This is a genomic window from Clostridium sp. LXY-7, assembly GCF_056172015.1.
Genome location: NZ_JBLLJL010000004.1, coordinates 165,916 through 182,090 on the forward strand (window position 1 = coordinate 165,916; position 16,175 = coordinate 182,090).

The following is a 16,175-nucleotide window of genomic DNA, read 5'->3' on the forward strand; positions in this document are numbered from 1 at the left end:
GTAGATATTAGTATATTTATACTTCAAAATAGATCAAGAAGCGGGAGTGAGTTTTAGATGTTTTTTTTCGGAATGGGAACAGATATGGGGATTGATTTAGGAACTGCTACAGTGTTAGTGTACATGAAAGGTAAAGGGGTCATACTTAAAGAGCCTTCAGTGGTAGCTATTGATAAAAACTTAAATAAAGTATTAGCAGTAGGTGAAGAAGCTAGAAAAATGATAGGAAGAACTCCAGGAAATATAGTAGCTATACGTCCATTAAGAGACGGGGTTATTTCGGACTATGATGTTACAGAAAAGATGCTAGAGCATTTTATTAAAAAGGCTTGTGGAAAGAGAAAAATTTCTACACCAAGGGTTGTAGTATGCGTTCCTTGTGAAGCAACCGAAGTTGAGAGAAGAGCTGTGGAAGATGCTGCTAGAAATGCTGGAGCTAAAAAGGTGCTTTTAGTGGAAGAACCTTTGGCAGCAGCTATAGGAGCAGGATTAGATATTACAAAAGCTAGTGGAAATATGGTAATAGATATTGGTGGAGGAACTACGGATATAGCAGTTATATCTTTAGGTGGTATGGTTGTTAGAGAATCTATTAAAGTTGCAGGAGACAAGTTCGATGAAGCTATAATTCGTTATATAAGAAAAAAACACAAGTTAATGATTGGAGAAAGAACTGCAGAAGAACTAAAAATAAGCATAGGGTCTGCATATCCAAAGGAAGAAGAAATTAGTACGGAAATAAGAGGAAGAGATTTAATAACAGGTCTTCCCAAAAATATAACAGTAAACTCTAATGAAATGAGAGAGGCATTAAAAGAAACTATATATTCTATTGCTGAATGCACTCACTCAGTTCTAGAAAAAACACCACCAGAGTTAGCTGCCGATATAGCAGATAAAGGAATAATTATGACTGGTGGAGGAGCATTATTAGATGGGCTAGACAAGCTAATTGAGGAAGTTACCAAGGTACCTGTTTATGTAGCAGAAGAATCTGTTTCTTGTGTAGCTATTGGAACTGGTAAAATGTTAGACTTTATTGATAAGTTAGATACCACTCAAAGTACTCAAGGGTGGTCAGTGATAGATTAATATTGTCCAATAAATAGCAAAAGGAATGTGTTTTAAGTAAATACATTCCTTTTGTTATTTATTTTATTATTAGAATTGAAAATCTTCATTTAAAGTTAAGAAATTACTTTATAAATATATTTTAGAATTTAGAATATAAAATTATAAATCTAAAACAGTGCTTATTCAAAATAGAGATCAAAGTTTACAAGTATAGAGGTGATACGCATGAATTAAACTATTAGTTATAACTCTCGAGATTTCAATAATAAGATTTAATCTAATATTTCTACTAGTGAAGGGTTCTTCATCTTCACTAGAATCAACTATACCTATTATAGAAATATCTCCTACAGGGCATAGGCTTTTACCTACACCTTTACCAGGACTTATTGGGTAGTCTCTAATCTGAATTTCTCCTATATTTAAAAATGGTCCTAAGCAAGCATCAATACCAATTATTTTTGATGAAGGATGCTTTAGTTTTATGGTTGATAGTTTGTTCTCTAGATTTAATGCATGGATAGGATCATTGATAGTGCCATACACTGGTAATGGGAAAAACTTTTCTTTAAGTAGTGTACCTACAAGAGGCCCGAGGCAATCACCTATACATCTATCAGTTCCAATACAAACAACAATAGTATTTTCATCTAATTGATTTTTTAAAAATGTTGATAAACTATAATAACCCAAAGGGTCTTTGTAATGGATCTTAATTTTACTCACATAAACACCTCCCTATGAATTTATATGATTAAAGATTAATAAATATTAACGAAATATATATTTTGTTCTGAAACATAATATGTATAAAATCAAATCATTAAGACATAATTAAGATGTGCAAAATTTTAAGTGTGAGGTGACTCAAAATCATGAAAAGAGTTTTTTATAGTGGAGTTATAATTGCATATACTATTTTTATATCAGGAGTTCTAATTAGCTTAAACAAAAGTTATCATGTGTATAATGAAAATAGTATGATTGCTAAAGAATTAGAACAAGAAATTTATAAAGAAAAGAATTATAAAGAAGAGAATTATGAAGAAGAAAATACAGCTAGTGAAGTAAATGATGATACAAATTTTAAAAAATATATGAAGTTTAAAGAAAATCAGATGTTAAGAATGGAAGAGCAATTTGAATATAATGATAAGTATATGAACGATAATTACAATTCATATATACCAGAAACCGATTATAAAATAATAAAGACCTCTGTAGAAGATATAGAGAAAGATCTTAGTATGATTGAAAAAGCGAAATTAATGATAATTTCAGAAGACTTATCAAATAGAGATATTGAAAAAATAAGCGAGTATATAGAGTATAAGAATGAAAAAATAGGAGTGGAAAAAATAATAGAAATTGTAAAAGAAAAACTTAAACCTAAAGATGTTGAATATGTTTTGAAAGTATTCTCTAGATATATAGATTTTAGTAGCCTTAGATAAGAACAAGAGTGCAATGTAAATAGAAGTATTCATTAGAAAAATAGAAGGAGAGTAAAATAATCATCCCAAATGGGTAAATTTGAATTTGAAAAAGTAAAACTAAAATTGTATACTATAACTTGTCAAGTTTATAAATCGGGATTTGCTGGCATGGCTCAACGGTAGAGCAGCTGACTTGTAATCAGCAGGTTGTAGGTTCGATTCCTATTGCCAGCTCCAAAATGTGGAGGAGTTCCCGAGTGGCCAAAGGGGGCAGACTGTAAATCTGTTACGTTTCGTTTCGATGGTTCGAATCCGTCCTCCTCCACCATATTATGGTCGCATAGCTCAGCTGGGAGAGCATCTGCCTTACAAGCAGAGGGTCACAGGTTCGATCCCTGTTGTGACCACCATTAAACTAATAATTAAATAATATATGCTGGCATGGCTCAACGGTAGAGCAGCTGACTTGTAATCAGCAGGTTGTAGGTTCGATTCCTATTGCCAGCTCCAAAATGTGGAGGAGTTCCCGAGTGGCCAAAGGGGGCAGACTGTAAATCTGTTACGTTTCGTTTCGATGGTTCGAATCCGTCCTCCTCCACCACAATATGGTCGCATAGCTCAGCTGGGAGAGCATCTGCCTTACAAGCAGAGGGTCACAGGTTCGATCCCTGTTGTGACCACCATTAAACTAATAATTAAATAATATATGCTGGCATGGCTCAACGGTAGAGCAGCTGACTTGTAATCAGCAGGTTGTAGGTTCGATTCCTATTGCCAGCTCCAAAACTTGGAGGAGTTCCCGAGTGGCCAAAGGGGGCAGACTGTAAATCTGTTACGTTTCGTTTCGATGGTTCGAATCCGTCCTCCTCCACCATAAAAAAATATCACTTTTGTGATATTTTTTATTTTGAGAATAATCAAATTGACATGCTTTTCATATTATGATATTATGATGTTGTAAAAATAATTAATAACTCTTATCAAGAGAGGTGGAGGGATACGGCCCTGTGAAACCCGGCAACCGGTGAATTATCACCATGGTGCCAATTCCAGCAGACATACTGCGAGATAAGAGAGAGTAGTGTATTGTGATAGCTAACCTCTTCTTAATCTTAAGAAGAGGTTTTATTTTGTTTGTATGTATTATTAAATTAAATTTTTATTATTGGAGTCTTAACTTATATTATAAGTTTTTATTTGCCTATTGGAATTTAATATGTGAGAACTCCAGATAAAAAAATCAGAGAGGAGATAAAGAAATGAGAAGATTATTTACTTCAGAATCAGTTACAGAAGGACATCCAGATAAAATGTGTGACCAAATATCAGATGCTATTTTAGATGCTATTTTAGAAAAGGACCCAATGGCTAGAGTTGCTTGTGAAACAGCGACAACAACAGGAATGGTTTTAGTTATGGGAGAAATCAGCACTAAATGTTATGTAGATGTACAAAAAGTTGTTAGAGAGACCATTAAAGAAATAGGTTATACTAGAGCTAAATATGGATTTGATTGCAATACTTGTTCAGTGTTAACCTCTATAGGTGAACAATCAGGGGATATTGCAATGGGGGTTGATGAGGCTTTAGAAAGCAAAAAGGGTGAAATTAATAAAGAAGATGCTATTGGTGCTGGAGATCAAGGTATGATGTTTGGTTTTGCATCAAATGAGACAGAAGAATTTATGCCACTTCCAATTGCTATGGCTCATAGATTAGCAAGAAGATTGTCAGAAGTTAGAAAAGATGGTACTTTAAATTATTTAAGACCTGATGGAAAAACTCAGGTAACAGTTGAATACGAGGATAACAAACCAGTAAGAGTAGATGCAATAGTTATTTCAACTCAACATGATCCAGAAATAGAGCGTGAACAAATTGAGAAGGATTTAAAGCAATATGTAATAGCTAATATTGTTCCAGCTGAACTATTGGATGATAATACTAAGTATTATATAAATCCAACAGGAAGATTTGTTATTGGCGGTCCACAAGGAGATTCAGGATTAACAGGAAGAAAAATTATAGTAGATACTTACGGTGGATATGGTAGACATGGTGGTGGAGCATTCTCAGGAAAAGATCCAACTAAGGTTGACAGATCTGCGGCTTATGCTTCAAGATGGGTAGCTAAGAATTTAGTTGCTGCAGGAGTTGCTGATAAAATAGAAATAGCATTAGCGTATGCTATAGGAGTAGCTAAACCTGTATCTATAGCAGTTGATACCTTTGGAACAGGAAAAATTAATGATGATAAAATTGTTGAATTAATAGAAAAGGTATTTGACTTAAGACCAGCAGCTATAATAAGACAATTAGATTTAAGAAGACCAATATATAAACAAACAGCTGCTTATGGACATTTTGGTAGAAATGATTTAGATTTACCGTGGGAAAGATTAAATAAAGTTGATGATATTAAAAAATATTTATAATAAAACAGAGTGAACTTTATGGTTCGCTCTTTTTTTATAACTTTGTCTTAATATAGTGTTGATAATGAACTATATAAAACAAAATCGTATTTATAAAAAATTTTGATTTAATAGGACTGAGAATAGTAAATAATATAAATATAAAAAAGTACAGCTATAAATATGCTTCAGATGCTATAATTAATAGAAGAAAATATTTAGGAGAGATAAAGTATGATAGTTATGGAAGTTGTGGCGGATAATATAGTTTTTAAAAATGAAGAAAATGGATATGCCATAATTAGAGCTATTCACGGAAGAGAAAATATCACCATGGTTGGTACTATGGCTTATATTGTTGAAGGAAATAAATATAAGGTAACAGGAGAGTGGGTTAATCATCCTAAATTCGGAAAACAATTTAGAGTAGATAATATAGAAGAAATAGTTCCAACTACATTATCGGGCATAGAAAAATATTTGGCCAGTGGTATTATAACTGGTATTGGACCAATAACGGCAAAAAAAATAGTGGAGTTTTTTGGAACTAAAACCTTAGAGGTTTTAGATAATGATATAAAAAGACTAAATGAAATAAAGGGAATAGGAAAAAAGAAAATCGATACAATAATAGAGTCTTATGCTAGTCAAAGAGCTACAAGAGAAATAATTATATTTTTTCAAAAGTATGGGATATCTGTAAATAAAGCCATGAAAATTTATAAGAAATTTGGATGGACATCTATAGATATTGTCAAAGATAATCCCTATATATTAGTAGAGTATATTTCAGGAATAGGATTTAAAACAGCGGACATGATAGCTAGGAGTATAGGAATAGAGAGTGATTCTCCATTTAGAATAAAGAGTGGAATATCCTATATAATTAATGAGTATTGTGCTATGGGAAGTACATTTATGCCTATGGATATTTTAGAAGAGAAGGCAATAAATGTATTAGGAGTAACTATAGATAAGATTAAAGAGAATATATATGATTTAACCATAGAGGGAAAAATAAAAATTGAAGAGGTAGACGATATAACAGCTGTATATAATATGTATTATCTGTATATGGAGATGAGTGTAACTAAAAAGATAGCTGAACTTGCTACTACTACCTATGAAAAGCTAGAGGTTAAGTTAAGCAAGGAAATACTAGAGTTCGAAGATGAGAATAGTATTAAATTAGCTTCAAAACAAAGGGAAGCTGTAGAGGGAGCTATAAATAATGGTATAGAAATAATAACAGGGGGACCTGGTACTGGTAAAACTACAATTATAAATTGTATAGTTCATATATTTGAAGGTTTAGGTATGAAGGTTGCTATGGCTGCGCCAACAGGACGAGCCGCTAAAAGAATGAGTGAAGCTACAGGTATGGAAGCAAAAACTATACACAGACTTTTAGAGATTGGCTCTTACTCAGAGAGTGAAGAGGAAGATTTAGAATTTGAAAGTAGTCCAGTAGAAGCAGATGTATTAATCATAGATGAGGCATCTATGATAGATATTACTTTAATGAATGCACTGCTTAAAGCAGTAAGCTTCACCACAAGGATTATTATAGTTGGAGATGTAGATCAGCTTCCATCTGTGGGACCAGGAAATGTACTTAAAGATCTCATAGAAAGTGAAGCTGTTAAGGTGGTTAGATTAAATGAGATTTTTAGACAAGGGCAGGAAAGTATGATAGTAGTCAATGCCCATCTTATTAATGAAGGAAAAATGCCAATACTAAATAGAAAGAGTGGAGACTTCTATTTTATTGATGCACTAGATCAAGACAAAATTTTAGAGCAAATTAAATCTTTAGTTAAAACAAGACTACCGAAATTTAATAAGGAATGGAATAATGTTAAAGATATTCAAATATTATCACCAATGAGAAAATCTAGCGTAGGTGTAGATAATTTAAATAGTGAACTACAAGATATACTTAATCCAAAGCATGGTAGTAAAAATGAAAAGATTTTAGGGGAAGTTATTTTTAGAGTTGGGGATAAAGTAATGCAAACTAAAAATAACTATAATTTAAAGTGGAAGAAAAGAAATACTGAAGAAGATGGTAGTGGAGTATTTAATGGTGATGTAGGTTACATAATAGATATTGATGATGAAGGCAAGGTAGTAATAGTTTTTGATGATGACAAAGTAGTTGAGTATGAGGAAAGTGAATTAGAAGAGTTAAGCTTGGCATATGCAATAACAATACATAAAAGTCAAGGAAGTGAATTTCCAGTAGTAATTATACCTATGTTTATGGGTCCTCCACTTTTAATGAATAGGAATTTACTTTATACTGGAATCACACGAGCTAAAAAACTTGTAGTATTAGTTGGAAGTATTAGAGCGGTAGATTTTATGAAAGATAATAATAGAAGTTTTGAGAGATATTCAGGACTTAAGTGGAGAATAAAAGAAATAATTCATATGTAATTAGGAGAGAGCTTATGCTATTTGGTAGATTCAAAAAAAAGGATAAAGTTGAAAAAGGCTTAGTAGAGGATAAGTTACTACAATTCTATAAAGAGAAAAAAGAGAAGGTAAATATTATCTCTTTTTTAGGTAACAAGCGAAAAGTATTCAATGATATAATAAGCATTGCATTAAAGGAGAGTAAAAAAGTCTTATATATAACTACAGAGGTTTCTAATAGTATTGACATTTTAAATAAATTCAAGATTAATATATTAAGCACTAAACTAACAGCTAGTCAAAGTAATAAAGTTAATGTATGTACTCCTAGTGAAGCATTATATTTAACTGATAAGTTTAATTTAGTAATATATGATGATATTAATTCTTACCCACTAGTTTCGAAGGAGAGTATAGGTAAAATTATGGGAAATTTGGTGAGTAGTTATGGGCTAATGATAGCTTATTCTATAGAACCTATTTTTGATAATGAATCTATACTTTATTGCACTCACGATAAATATATAAAAACACCCTTGATAGAACCAAGAATTATAACAACAAGATTAAAAATAGAAGAAGATATACCCATGGTGGTATATGAATATTTACTTTGGGCAATAAATTCTAATAGTAATGTGCTTATCTATGTACCATCAGAGGAAAAGGGTGAAAAAATATATAATTACTTGTTAAATATCAAGGAAAAGTTAACAGAAAATATATTTTTATCAAATGCACCTATAGAGAGTAATTCATCTATAAAAAAAATTATGAATAAGGAGGGATTTATCCTAGTAACAAATAATTTTAAAATGGATTATCCAACCTTAAAGAAGTTGAATATAATGATATTTTTTGCAGATAATTATAGATTTAATTACAAAGAATTAGTATATTTAATTAGTAAAGTTAAGATGGATATAAACTCTAATAGACAGGAAGCAATATTTTTGTGTAATGATGAAAATAAACATATGGATAAAGCAAAAGATATATTAAGGGAGTTAAATAAAAGAGCGTGGGACGAAGGTGCTTTAAAGTTATAAATAAATATATAGATTATATTTTATCTATCATATATGGAGGAGAAGATAAATGTCTATTATGTGATGAATATGTAGAAGAAGAATATATGTGTAATAGATGCAATAATAAAATAAAATTTTTAAATTTATGCTATTGGATAGAAGATTATGAAGATAAATTTACCTGTTATTCTCTAGGGGCATATGGATATGAGCTAAAAAAACTAATAATGCTATTAAAATATAAAAAAGTTTTTAGAGCAGGAGAAATTCTAGGGAATTATATGAGTAATTTTATACAAATGGAATTGCTAGGAGAATTAGATGTACTTACATATATTCCAAGCTCTAAAGAGGCATTGAAGAGAAGGGGATTTAATCAGTGTGAGATTATATGTAAAAATATAAGTAAGAAGATAGATATTCCATTTAAGCAGCTAACAGAGAAGATAAGAGAAAATAGTGACCAAATAGGACTTAATAATGAACAAAGATGGAACAATATGAGGAATACTTTTACAGTGGTAAATAATGAATTTATAAGAAATAAAAGGATATTATTAATAGATGATGTGTTAACTACAGGGGCTACAGCATTTTATTGTGCAAAAGAAATTAAAAAAGCTGGAGCAAAAGAAGTATACATATTGACTATTGCAAAAAGTAGAGTATAATAAAGAAGTCAGGTTTGTGGTTGAAAGTCGATGCCAGTCGCAGGCGAAACGATCCACGTAAGTTAAATAAAATGTTTAATGATCATGGTGCGGCTTAGAGGTAAGACCTGCCTTCTTATAAGAAGAGAGAGTTAGTAGTGAGAGGGTAATTCTGGGTAGCAAAAGCTCCAGCAGGCGAGTGTGGGGTCAAAGACCAGGTCAACTGATAAGAAATGCACTAACTGTGCGGTTTAGCAGTCTTTTATGGGCTGCTATTTTTCTTTTACGAATATATGTTCGGATGAAAATTAAAAAAATATATACTTAATTAAATTAAGTCAAATTTAAGTTTTAATAATTCTAAAGGAAGATTTTCTAAGATAGATATTTGTTCTAAATTATATCCTTCATAATTATTAATTAAGTCATCTGAAATTAATAAGTGAGCAGCAAATAAATTAGCTTGGCGCTCAAGTTTGGAAACAGAGTAAAAGGTATTACTCTTTAAAAATGGAGTGTTAGCATTTGCATGAAACTTTGCATGGCCTAACTCATGAGCACAAGTTAATAATTGCCTAGATTCACTCAGATTACAATTGATGTGAATAAATTTTTGTCTATAAATTTTATTATAATATCCACAGATTCCACCTAATGGTTCTGTTACGATTATTATATTTTCAGCACCTGCAATCTCAAAAGGATTGGAAGTGTTGTATTTTTTTATTAATTTTTCAATCTCAATTTTTATTAAATTTTTCATATCCCCATCCACCCCTTAATAATTACTACTTTTTATATTTATTTGGGGTATATTTTTGCTTAGCAATCTGTTTAGCTAGTTTCATAGAGTTTTCTAAACTTATTCTAAGTAATTCTTTTGTTTCATCATCTATTGGTTCACCATCAAACATTAAACCATCTTGAGAGCCTTCTAAACACTCTAAAGTTTCAGTTAGTTTTTTAGCTATATCTTTTTCATCTTTATTATTAAGTGCAGGTAGGTTGTTATCTATATTTTCATTAACTGAAGCATCTTCATCATCATTGTAAAATTCTCTTATAGATACACCTAAAACATCAGCTAGCGCCTGTAAAATATCAGTGCCTATATTGGTTCTTTTATTATTTTCAATAGAACTTAAATAGCCTCCTGTTATACCTGCTTTTTTAGCAGTTTCGTTTAAGCCTAATCCTTTATTTATTCTAATTTTTTTTATAGTGTCACCTAACAATGTTATCACCTCACAGTTAACATTATATACTCACAGTTAACAAAAAACAATGAAATTTTAAGAAGTAAGAAAGAGATAAAAGTAACTTTAACTATTGAAGAAACATCTCAACATTCAGGAATAAATGAAGATAAGACAATTAGTTCATACACCAGGTTTTCCATGTTTCAAGAATGGAAATAAATGAATTATAAATAAAGAATTATTTTCCTATCATTTTACTGCTTAGTAATTTAAGGTGATATAAATGGTAACAATATTGGATGTATAATTCAGAAATTTTAAAGAGAAAATATCTTATTACTAAAAATGGAGTTGTAAATGAAAAGTTGAGTTAATAGATAACACTATCTATATAGAGAGGAAAAATAAACATGGAAAGACTGACTAAAGGTGAATTTATGAAAAAAGTTAAAAATGACTACTATGGTAAAAGGCTAAAGGCAAGAAGCAAAGAAAATGAAATAGAGTATTATCAAAATGATGTAAAAATAAAAAATAGATTAAAAAAATAGAGAAAAGGAGAATTAAGTAAGGAAATGGCTATCACAGACAAAATTAAAAAAGGCAGCTCTACACCAAATAGATGCAAAGCTACCATATAATCAAATAGTATTAACCTACAAATATAGGTGCTTGAATTAAGGTTGCAAAAATAAACTGATGCACATGGTCATCAACACAAGTGGTGGTTCCAGACACAAAGTGAACGTGTCTTCCTTCACCCACAGGTATTGCAGGGCCAGTAGTAACTCTGATTTCATGGAAATGGTCAAAAAAGTCTGTTTTTGTTTTTATAAAGTGAACGTGGCTTTGACCAGCAGGGATTGCCTCGCTACTAATTCCCGCGAAACGGTGGTTATGAGCATCTTCTGATTCAAGTTCAGCCAATCTAGTACTACCCAAAAATTCATGAACGTGAAATTGTCTTACTTCAGGACAAGCCATAAGCTCTCCTCCTTTATTGTTGATAATATATAATATTAAAAATAGAGTAAGATAGTGCAGACATGTTATATGAAATATTTCCTATATATAAAGATAGAGCAGATAGACAAGATGATTATTTGCTACCAAATATCTAAATAGAGCTTTTAGCTGGTGAATTCTTATGCCATATCAATATCAAGTTAGAACTGCAAGAAGGGTTGTTGGTGAGGCTTGTAAAGAGGTTAAATATAATATTGAGATTATAGGTTCAGATGTATATGATACCTGCAGAAAATTTATGGAATATATAATAGAGAATAGGAAATAGATTAAGGCCATGGATTACACTTAGGTGTATGGTCCATGGCTTTTTATCGTTGTAAGATTTGGAAGTTATAATGAAAATGAAATTATTATAATCATATCCATACTTTTAAATTTTAAACAAAGAATTTTCAAAATTAATATGGAATATATCATCTTCAAATCTAATTCTTATATTTTATTGTTTCTAATATATTTTTTAATCCTATTAGTATGAAGAGTCTTCCCCATTCTTTCTGTGTTACCTTCATACTATCCTTCTATATAATTAAGGACAGTTTAAAGTATTTCTTTATTATCATTATTTTCATCTAAAAAACTTCTAGATACGATCCTATCCTTCCGTGTGGAACCATTCATCCAATAGACTAAACTCTGGATCATAAAATTTACCATGATAATGAACTACGATAAGCTTTCTAACTTTTAGTTCATCAATTTTTAAAATCTTAGCTATTTCTGGAATCTTATATAATAAATCTTCTATACTTATGTTAGATGTATTTATTTTGATAGGGGAAATTTCAATGGAGCTATACTTGGGGCTATATATTCAATTTATATTATCTTTTATTTCAGTGGAGCAACTTTTGGTAGTGAGGGAACTGAACAGGTAGGAGCAGCGATAGCAACAGTATTAGTAATGCCACATATGATTCTTGTGATATTAGCTACAATATTTAATTGGGTTACTTTTTTTAGCAACAAAAGAGGGTTTGCACTAACAGCGGGGATTTTATATAGTGTTGGTGGAGTATTATTTTTATTATATATTATATTTGTTATACCAAGTTTAGTTTTAAGTTTTGTAGGATATGCAAATCTTAAAAAAATAAACCAAGGAGTTATTGCACAGTCAGATATATAGAAACATATAAAATATTGAAACATATGTAATTAGTTACAATAAAAAATCAAAACTAAAAGAAGACTTGTAATTTACAAGTCTTCTTGATTTTTATAATAATCTATGCATATATAATAGGTAGAAACTCCGGTGAAGTTATTAGAAACACATTAATATAAAGTGTTTTTTAATTATAAACATCTAACCCATACTTTAAATTATATCATAAATAAGGAAAAAATTCATACTATATATTCTATAGAAATAGTTATATATATAAAGAAATAACATGATAAGTTATATCAAACACAAAAAAAAACAGAATATTAACAAAAATTAATTTGATAAAATTTTTAATTAGTATTAAAATTAAATTACAAAATAAGATATAACTTAATAATACAGGATATAAAAAGTCCTATTAGCTTGAAGGGGGCTGAAATTATGAAAATAAGAATAGTTGGCAAAAATTTAGAAATAACTGAAGCACTAAAGGGAGCAGTTGAAAAGAAAATTAGTAAGCTAGATAAGTATTTTGATGAAAAAATTTCAAGCACAATAACTTTAAGTGTAGAAAAGAATTTACAAAAGATAGAGGTACTTATACCTTTTAATAGTGTGATTCTTAGAGCAGAAGAAAAAGACATAGATATGTATACAGCTATAGACTTAGTTATAGATAAATTAGAAGGACAAATAAGAAAACAAAAAACTAAACTTCAAAGAAGACAACATGATAGTTCTCTAAGATTTAACAATATAAAGGATTACGATAATTATAGTGAGGAGAATGAGCCAAGGATTGTAAAAACAAAAAGATTTGCAATAAAGCCCATGAATGAGGAAGAGGCTGTATTACAAATGGAGCTATTAGGACATGATTTCTTCGTATTTAGAAATGGAAATACAGAAGAAGTCAATGTAGTATATAAAAGAAAAGACGGAAATTATGGCTTGATAGAACAAGAATTTTAATTAAAAATTAATATAATGAAAAATTACTGAGATCCTAATCTCAGTAATTTTTTTATGATTTAATTTTATTTTAATATAGTGTTAATAATGTGAACTACATACAAATGGTTTGCTTCGCAATAATATGTAGTTCTAAAATCAATCACCATTTAAAACAAAGCCTATGATTTAAATAAATGTTGCAATTTGTTTTTATTTATAAATATCATAAAGTTGAAGTAAAAATAAATAAGTGTTATAATTTACGTTAGTATTTTAATGAGTATTTTAAATCATATAACATATATTTTTAAATAATTGCTGCTGAAAAATAGTGATAAAGAGTGAGGATGAGTTTATGGGAATATTGAATAAAATATTTGGAACCTATAGTGAACGAGAGATTAAAAGAATGATGTCAATGGTGAAAAAAATCAATTCTCTTGAGCCAACTATAGAAGTTTTATCTGATGAGGATTTAAGAAATAAAACTGAAGAATTTAAAGGAAGATTGAAAAAAGGTGAAACGATAAATGATATTCTTCCAGAGGCTTTTGCTGTAGTTAGGGAGGCATCAAAAAGAGTTTTAGGATTAAGGCATTATGATGTCCAATTAATTGGAGGTATTGTTTTACATCAAGGTAGAATTGCAGAGATGAAAACAGGAGAAGGTAAGACCTTAGTAGCTACACTTCCTTCATATTTAAATGCGCTAGAAGAAAAAGGCGTGCATATTATTACTGTTAATGATTATCTGGCTAAAAGAGATAGAGACGAGATGGGAAAGGTTCATGAATTTTTAGGTCTTACAGTGGGCGTTATTATCCATGGGCAATCTCAATTAGAAAAACAACAGATGTATAATTGTGATATTACTTATGGAACAAATAATGAGTTTGGATTTGATTACTTAAGAGATAACATGGTAGTTTATCAACAAGAAAGAGTTCAAAGGGAGCTTAATTATGTAATAGTTGATGAGGTAGATTCAATACTTATAGATGAAGCTAGAACGCCACTTATTATTTCTGGTGAAGGTGAAAAGTCTACAGATTTTTATAGAGTAGCAGACTTTTTTGTAAAGTCACTATCAGAAGAGGATTATTTAATAGATGAGAAAGCACATTCTGTTATATTAACAGACGAAGGTATAGCTAAAGCTGAGAAGTATTTTCATGTAGATAATTATGCAGATCCTGAAAATATGGATGTTCAACACCACGTGGTTCAAGGATTAAAAGCAAATTATAGTATGAAAAATGAAAAAGACTATATAGTAAAAGATGGAGAAGTTGTTATAGTAGATGAGTTTACTGGAAGACTTATGGAAGGTAGAAGATATAGTGATGGATTACACCAAGCTATAGAGGCTAAAGAAAACGTTAAGGTTTTAAAAGAGTCTAAAACCCTAGCTACAATAACATTCCAAAACTATTTTAGAATGTATAAAAAATTAGCAGGTATGACTGGTACAGCAGAAACTGAGGAAAGTGAATTTAGAGAAATTTACGGACTAGATGTAATAGTAATCCCAACAAATATGCCACTTATAAGGAAGGATTTACCAGATGTGGTTTATAAGACAATTAAAGGAAAATATATAGCTTTAGTTGATGAAATTGCAGAAACTTATAAAATAGGTCAACCAATACTTGTAGGTACTGTAAGTATTGAAAAGTCAGAACTTATTTCATCAATGCTTAAGAAAAAAGGAGTACCACATCAAGTACTTAATGCTAAATACCACGAAAAAGAAGCTGAGATAGTATCCTTAGCAGGCCAAAAGGGGTCTGTAACTATAGCAACTAACATGGCTGGTAGAGGTACAGATATTAAGCTTGGAGAGGGTGTAGTTGACCTTGGAGGTCTTAAGATATTAGGAACTGAGAGACATGAATCAAGACGTATAGATAATCAGCTTAGGGGACGTTCTGGTCGTCAGGGAGATCCTGGAGTTTCAAGATTCTATATTTCACTAGAAGATGACTTAATGAGAATATTCGGATCTGAAAGATTATCTGGAGTAGTAGATAAATTAGGCTTACAAGAAGATGACGCTATTGAAAGTAAAATGGTTAGTAGTGCTATAGAGGGTGCTCAGAAGAAGGTTGAAGGTAATAACTTTGACGTAAGAAAAAATGTAGTTAAATATGATGATGTAATGAATAAACAAAGAGAGATTATTTATAGTCAAAGACAAACAGTTCTTAAAGGTGAAGACATTAAGGATCAAATACAAAATATGGTAGAAGATGTTATAGATAGCAGCGTGAAAACTCATATTACTGGTTCAGAGGATACTTTTAAGGATGAATTAAAAACATTAATAGGATATATGGAAGAGATATTCTTACCTAAAGGTGAGCTTAAAGTAGAGGATTTAGAACAGATATCTGATGGGGAGATAAAAGATAAATTATTATCTAAAGCTAAAGAACTTTATGCCGAAAAGGAAAGAGAGTTTGGCGAAGAACAGATAAGAGAAATAGAAAGAGTTATACTATTAAGAGTAGTTGATAGCAAGTGGATGGATCACATAGATAATATGGATCATCTAAAACAAGGAATAGGATTAAGAGCTTATAAGCAACAGGACCCAGGTCAGGCGTACCAAATGGAAGGTAGCGATATGTTTAATGAAATGATAGAGAACATTAAGCATGAAACAGTTAAATATTTATTCCATGTAAGAATAGAAAAAGCGCCCGAAAGAGAAAGAGTTGCAAAAATAACTTCAACTAATGAGGATAGTTCACTTAAAAAAGAACCAGTTAAGAAAAAAGAAAAACCAAATAGAAATGATCCATGTACATGTGGTTCAGGACAGAAATATAAAAATTGTTGTGGAAGAGGAGTATAATA

15 protein-coding genes, 8 tRNA genes and 1 riboswitch are annotated in these 16,175 nt (G+C 30.5%); of the genes, 19 read left to right on the forward strand and 4 right to left on the reverse strand.

All coding sequences use genetic code 11. From position 1 onward, the window contains the following. The first annotated feature begins 57 nt into the window (after window positions 1-57). Entirely contained in the window at window positions 58-1,092 is a 1,035-nt protein-coding gene (gene mreB / locus ACI48Q_RS13970; protein ID WP_474919734.1) for a rod shape-determining protein MreB, read from the forward strand. A gap of 177 nt (window positions 1,093-1,269) precedes the next feature. Here the strand turns inward: mreB and yyaC are convergent, their stop codons facing one another. Then, complete coding sequence (gene yyaC / locus ACI48Q_RS13975) at window positions 1,270-1,800, reverse strand: spore protease YyaC (RefSeq protein ID WP_474919735.1); 531 nt, start codon at window positions 1,798-1,800, stop codon at window positions 1,270-1,272. Between the two features lie 149 nt (window positions 1,801-1,949). Here yyaC and ACI48Q_RS13980 point away from each other — a divergent pair, with 149 nt between their 5' ends. The 13 genes from ACI48Q_RS13980 to ACI48Q_RS14040 all read left to right on the forward strand — a co-directional run bounded on the left by ACI48Q_RS13980 (window position 1,950) and on the right by ACI48Q_RS14040 (window position 9,044). Next, a complete protein-coding gene (locus ACI48Q_RS13980) occupies window positions 1,950-2,528 on the forward strand; it encodes a hypothetical protein (protein WP_474919736.1) in 579 nt (192 codons plus the stop codon). 144 nt (window positions 2,529-2,672) lie between these two features. Next, window positions 2,673-2,747: transfer RNA gene (locus tag ACI48Q_RS13985), tRNA-Thr, on the forward strand. Window positions 2,748-2,753: 6 nt separating this feature from the next. Beyond that, window positions 2,754-2,838 (forward strand) — tRNA-Tyr (locus tag ACI48Q_RS13990). Window positions 2,839-2,844: 6 nt separating this feature from the next. Continuing rightward, a tRNA-Val gene (locus ACI48Q_RS13995) sits at window positions 2,845-2,920 on the forward strand. A gap of 25 nt (window positions 2,921-2,945) precedes the next feature. Beyond that, a tRNA-Thr gene (locus ACI48Q_RS14000) sits at window positions 2,946-3,020 on the forward strand. A 6-nt stretch (window positions 3,021-3,026) separates the two neighbouring features. Then, window positions 3,027-3,111: transfer RNA gene (locus ACI48Q_RS14005), tRNA-Tyr, on the forward strand. A gap of 6 nt (window positions 3,112-3,117) precedes the next feature. After that, window positions 3,118-3,193: transfer RNA gene (locus tag ACI48Q_RS14010), tRNA-Val, on the forward strand. A gap of 25 nt (window positions 3,194-3,218) precedes the next feature. Beyond that, a tRNA-Thr gene (locus ACI48Q_RS14015) sits at window positions 3,219-3,293 on the forward strand. 6 nt (window positions 3,294-3,299) lie between these two features. Next, window positions 3,300-3,384, forward strand: a tRNA-Tyr gene (locus ACI48Q_RS14020). A 100-nt stretch (window positions 3,385-3,484) separates the two neighbouring features. Further along, a riboswitch (SAM riboswitch) is annotated at window positions 3,485-3,585 on the forward strand. A gap of 184 nt (window positions 3,586-3,769) precedes the next feature. Continuing rightward, on the forward strand, window positions 3,770-4,945 hold the full coding sequence (gene metK, locus ACI48Q_RS14025) for a methionine adenosyltransferase (RefSeq protein ID WP_474919737.1): 1,176 nt from the start codon (window positions 3,770-3,772) through the stop codon (window positions 4,943-4,945). Between the two features lie 213 nt (window positions 4,946-5,158). Next, window positions 5,159-7,363, forward strand: coding sequence for an SF1B family DNA helicase RecD2 (gene recD2, locus ACI48Q_RS14030; RefSeq protein WP_474919738.1), 2,205 nt, complete (start codon window positions 5,159-5,161; stop codon window positions 7,361-7,363). A 14-nt stretch (window positions 7,364-7,377) separates the two neighbouring features. Next, complete coding sequence (locus tag ACI48Q_RS14035) at window positions 7,378-8,391, forward strand: hypothetical protein (protein WP_474919739.1); 1,014 nt, start codon at window positions 7,378-7,380, stop codon at window positions 8,389-8,391. Further along, entirely contained in the window at window positions 8,364-9,044 is a 681-nt protein-coding gene (locus tag ACI48Q_RS14040) for a ComF family protein (RefSeq protein ID WP_474919740.1), read from the forward strand. The genes ACI48Q_RS14035 and ACI48Q_RS14040 overlap by 28 nt, the downstream gene beginning before the upstream one ends. A gap of 307 nt (window positions 9,045-9,351) precedes the next feature. On the opposite strand, the gene ACI48Q_RS14045 is transcribed toward ACI48Q_RS14040, so the two are convergent. After that, window positions 9,352-9,786, reverse strand: a complete 435-nt coding sequence (locus ACI48Q_RS14045) for an ImmA/IrrE family metallo-endopeptidase (protein ID WP_474919741.1) — start codon at window positions 9,784-9,786, stop codon at window positions 9,352-9,354. A 25-nt stretch (window positions 9,787-9,811) separates the two neighbouring features. Then, window positions 9,812-10,258, reverse strand: a complete 447-nt coding sequence (locus tag ACI48Q_RS14050) for a helix-turn-helix domain-containing protein (protein ID WP_474919742.1) — start codon at window positions 10,256-10,258, stop codon at window positions 9,812-9,814. Window positions 10,259-10,632: 374 nt separating this feature from the next. Between ACI48Q_RS14050 and ACI48Q_RS14055 the strand changes: the two genes are divergently transcribed. Then, window positions 10,633-10,773 (forward strand): hypothetical protein, encoded by a 141-nt coding sequence (locus ACI48Q_RS14055; RefSeq protein WP_474919743.1) that lies wholly within the window; start codon window positions 10,633-10,635, stop codon window positions 10,771-10,773. 100 nt (window positions 10,774-10,873) lie between these two features. On the opposite strand, the gene ACI48Q_RS14060 is transcribed toward ACI48Q_RS14055, so the two are convergent. Further along, window positions 10,874-11,206, reverse strand: a complete 333-nt coding sequence (locus tag ACI48Q_RS14060; protein ID WP_474919744.1) for a YmaF family protein — start codon at window positions 11,204-11,206, stop codon at window positions 10,874-10,876. A 163-nt stretch (window positions 11,207-11,369) separates the two neighbouring features. On the opposite strand from ACI48Q_RS14060, the gene ACI48Q_RS14065 reads away from it, so the two are divergent. From ACI48Q_RS14065 to secA, 4 genes are all read left to right on the forward strand, one after another. Further along, window positions 11,370-11,516 (forward strand): hypothetical protein, encoded by a 147-nt coding sequence (locus tag ACI48Q_RS14065; RefSeq protein ID WP_474919745.1) that lies wholly within the window; start codon window positions 11,370-11,372, stop codon window positions 11,514-11,516. Window positions 11,517-12,164: 648 nt separating this feature from the next. Then, window positions 12,165-12,380 carry a hypothetical protein gene (locus tag ACI48Q_RS14070; protein ID WP_474919746.1) on the forward strand — a complete coding sequence of 72 codons (216 nt, stop codon included), beginning with the start codon at window positions 12,165-12,167 and terminating at the stop codon, window positions 12,378-12,380. 423 nt (window positions 12,381-12,803) lie between these two features. Beyond that, complete coding sequence (hpf, locus tag ACI48Q_RS14075) at window positions 12,804-13,334, forward strand: ribosome hibernation-promoting factor, HPF/YfiA family (protein ID WP_474919747.1); 531 nt, start codon at window positions 12,804-12,806, stop codon at window positions 13,332-13,334. Between the two features lie 337 nt (window positions 13,335-13,671). Continuing rightward, on the forward strand, window positions 13,672-16,173 hold the full coding sequence (secA, locus tag ACI48Q_RS14080; RefSeq protein WP_474919748.1) for a preprotein translocase subunit SecA: 2,502 nt from the start codon (window positions 13,672-13,674) through the stop codon (window positions 16,171-16,173). Window positions 16,174-16,175: the final 2 nt, after the last annotated feature.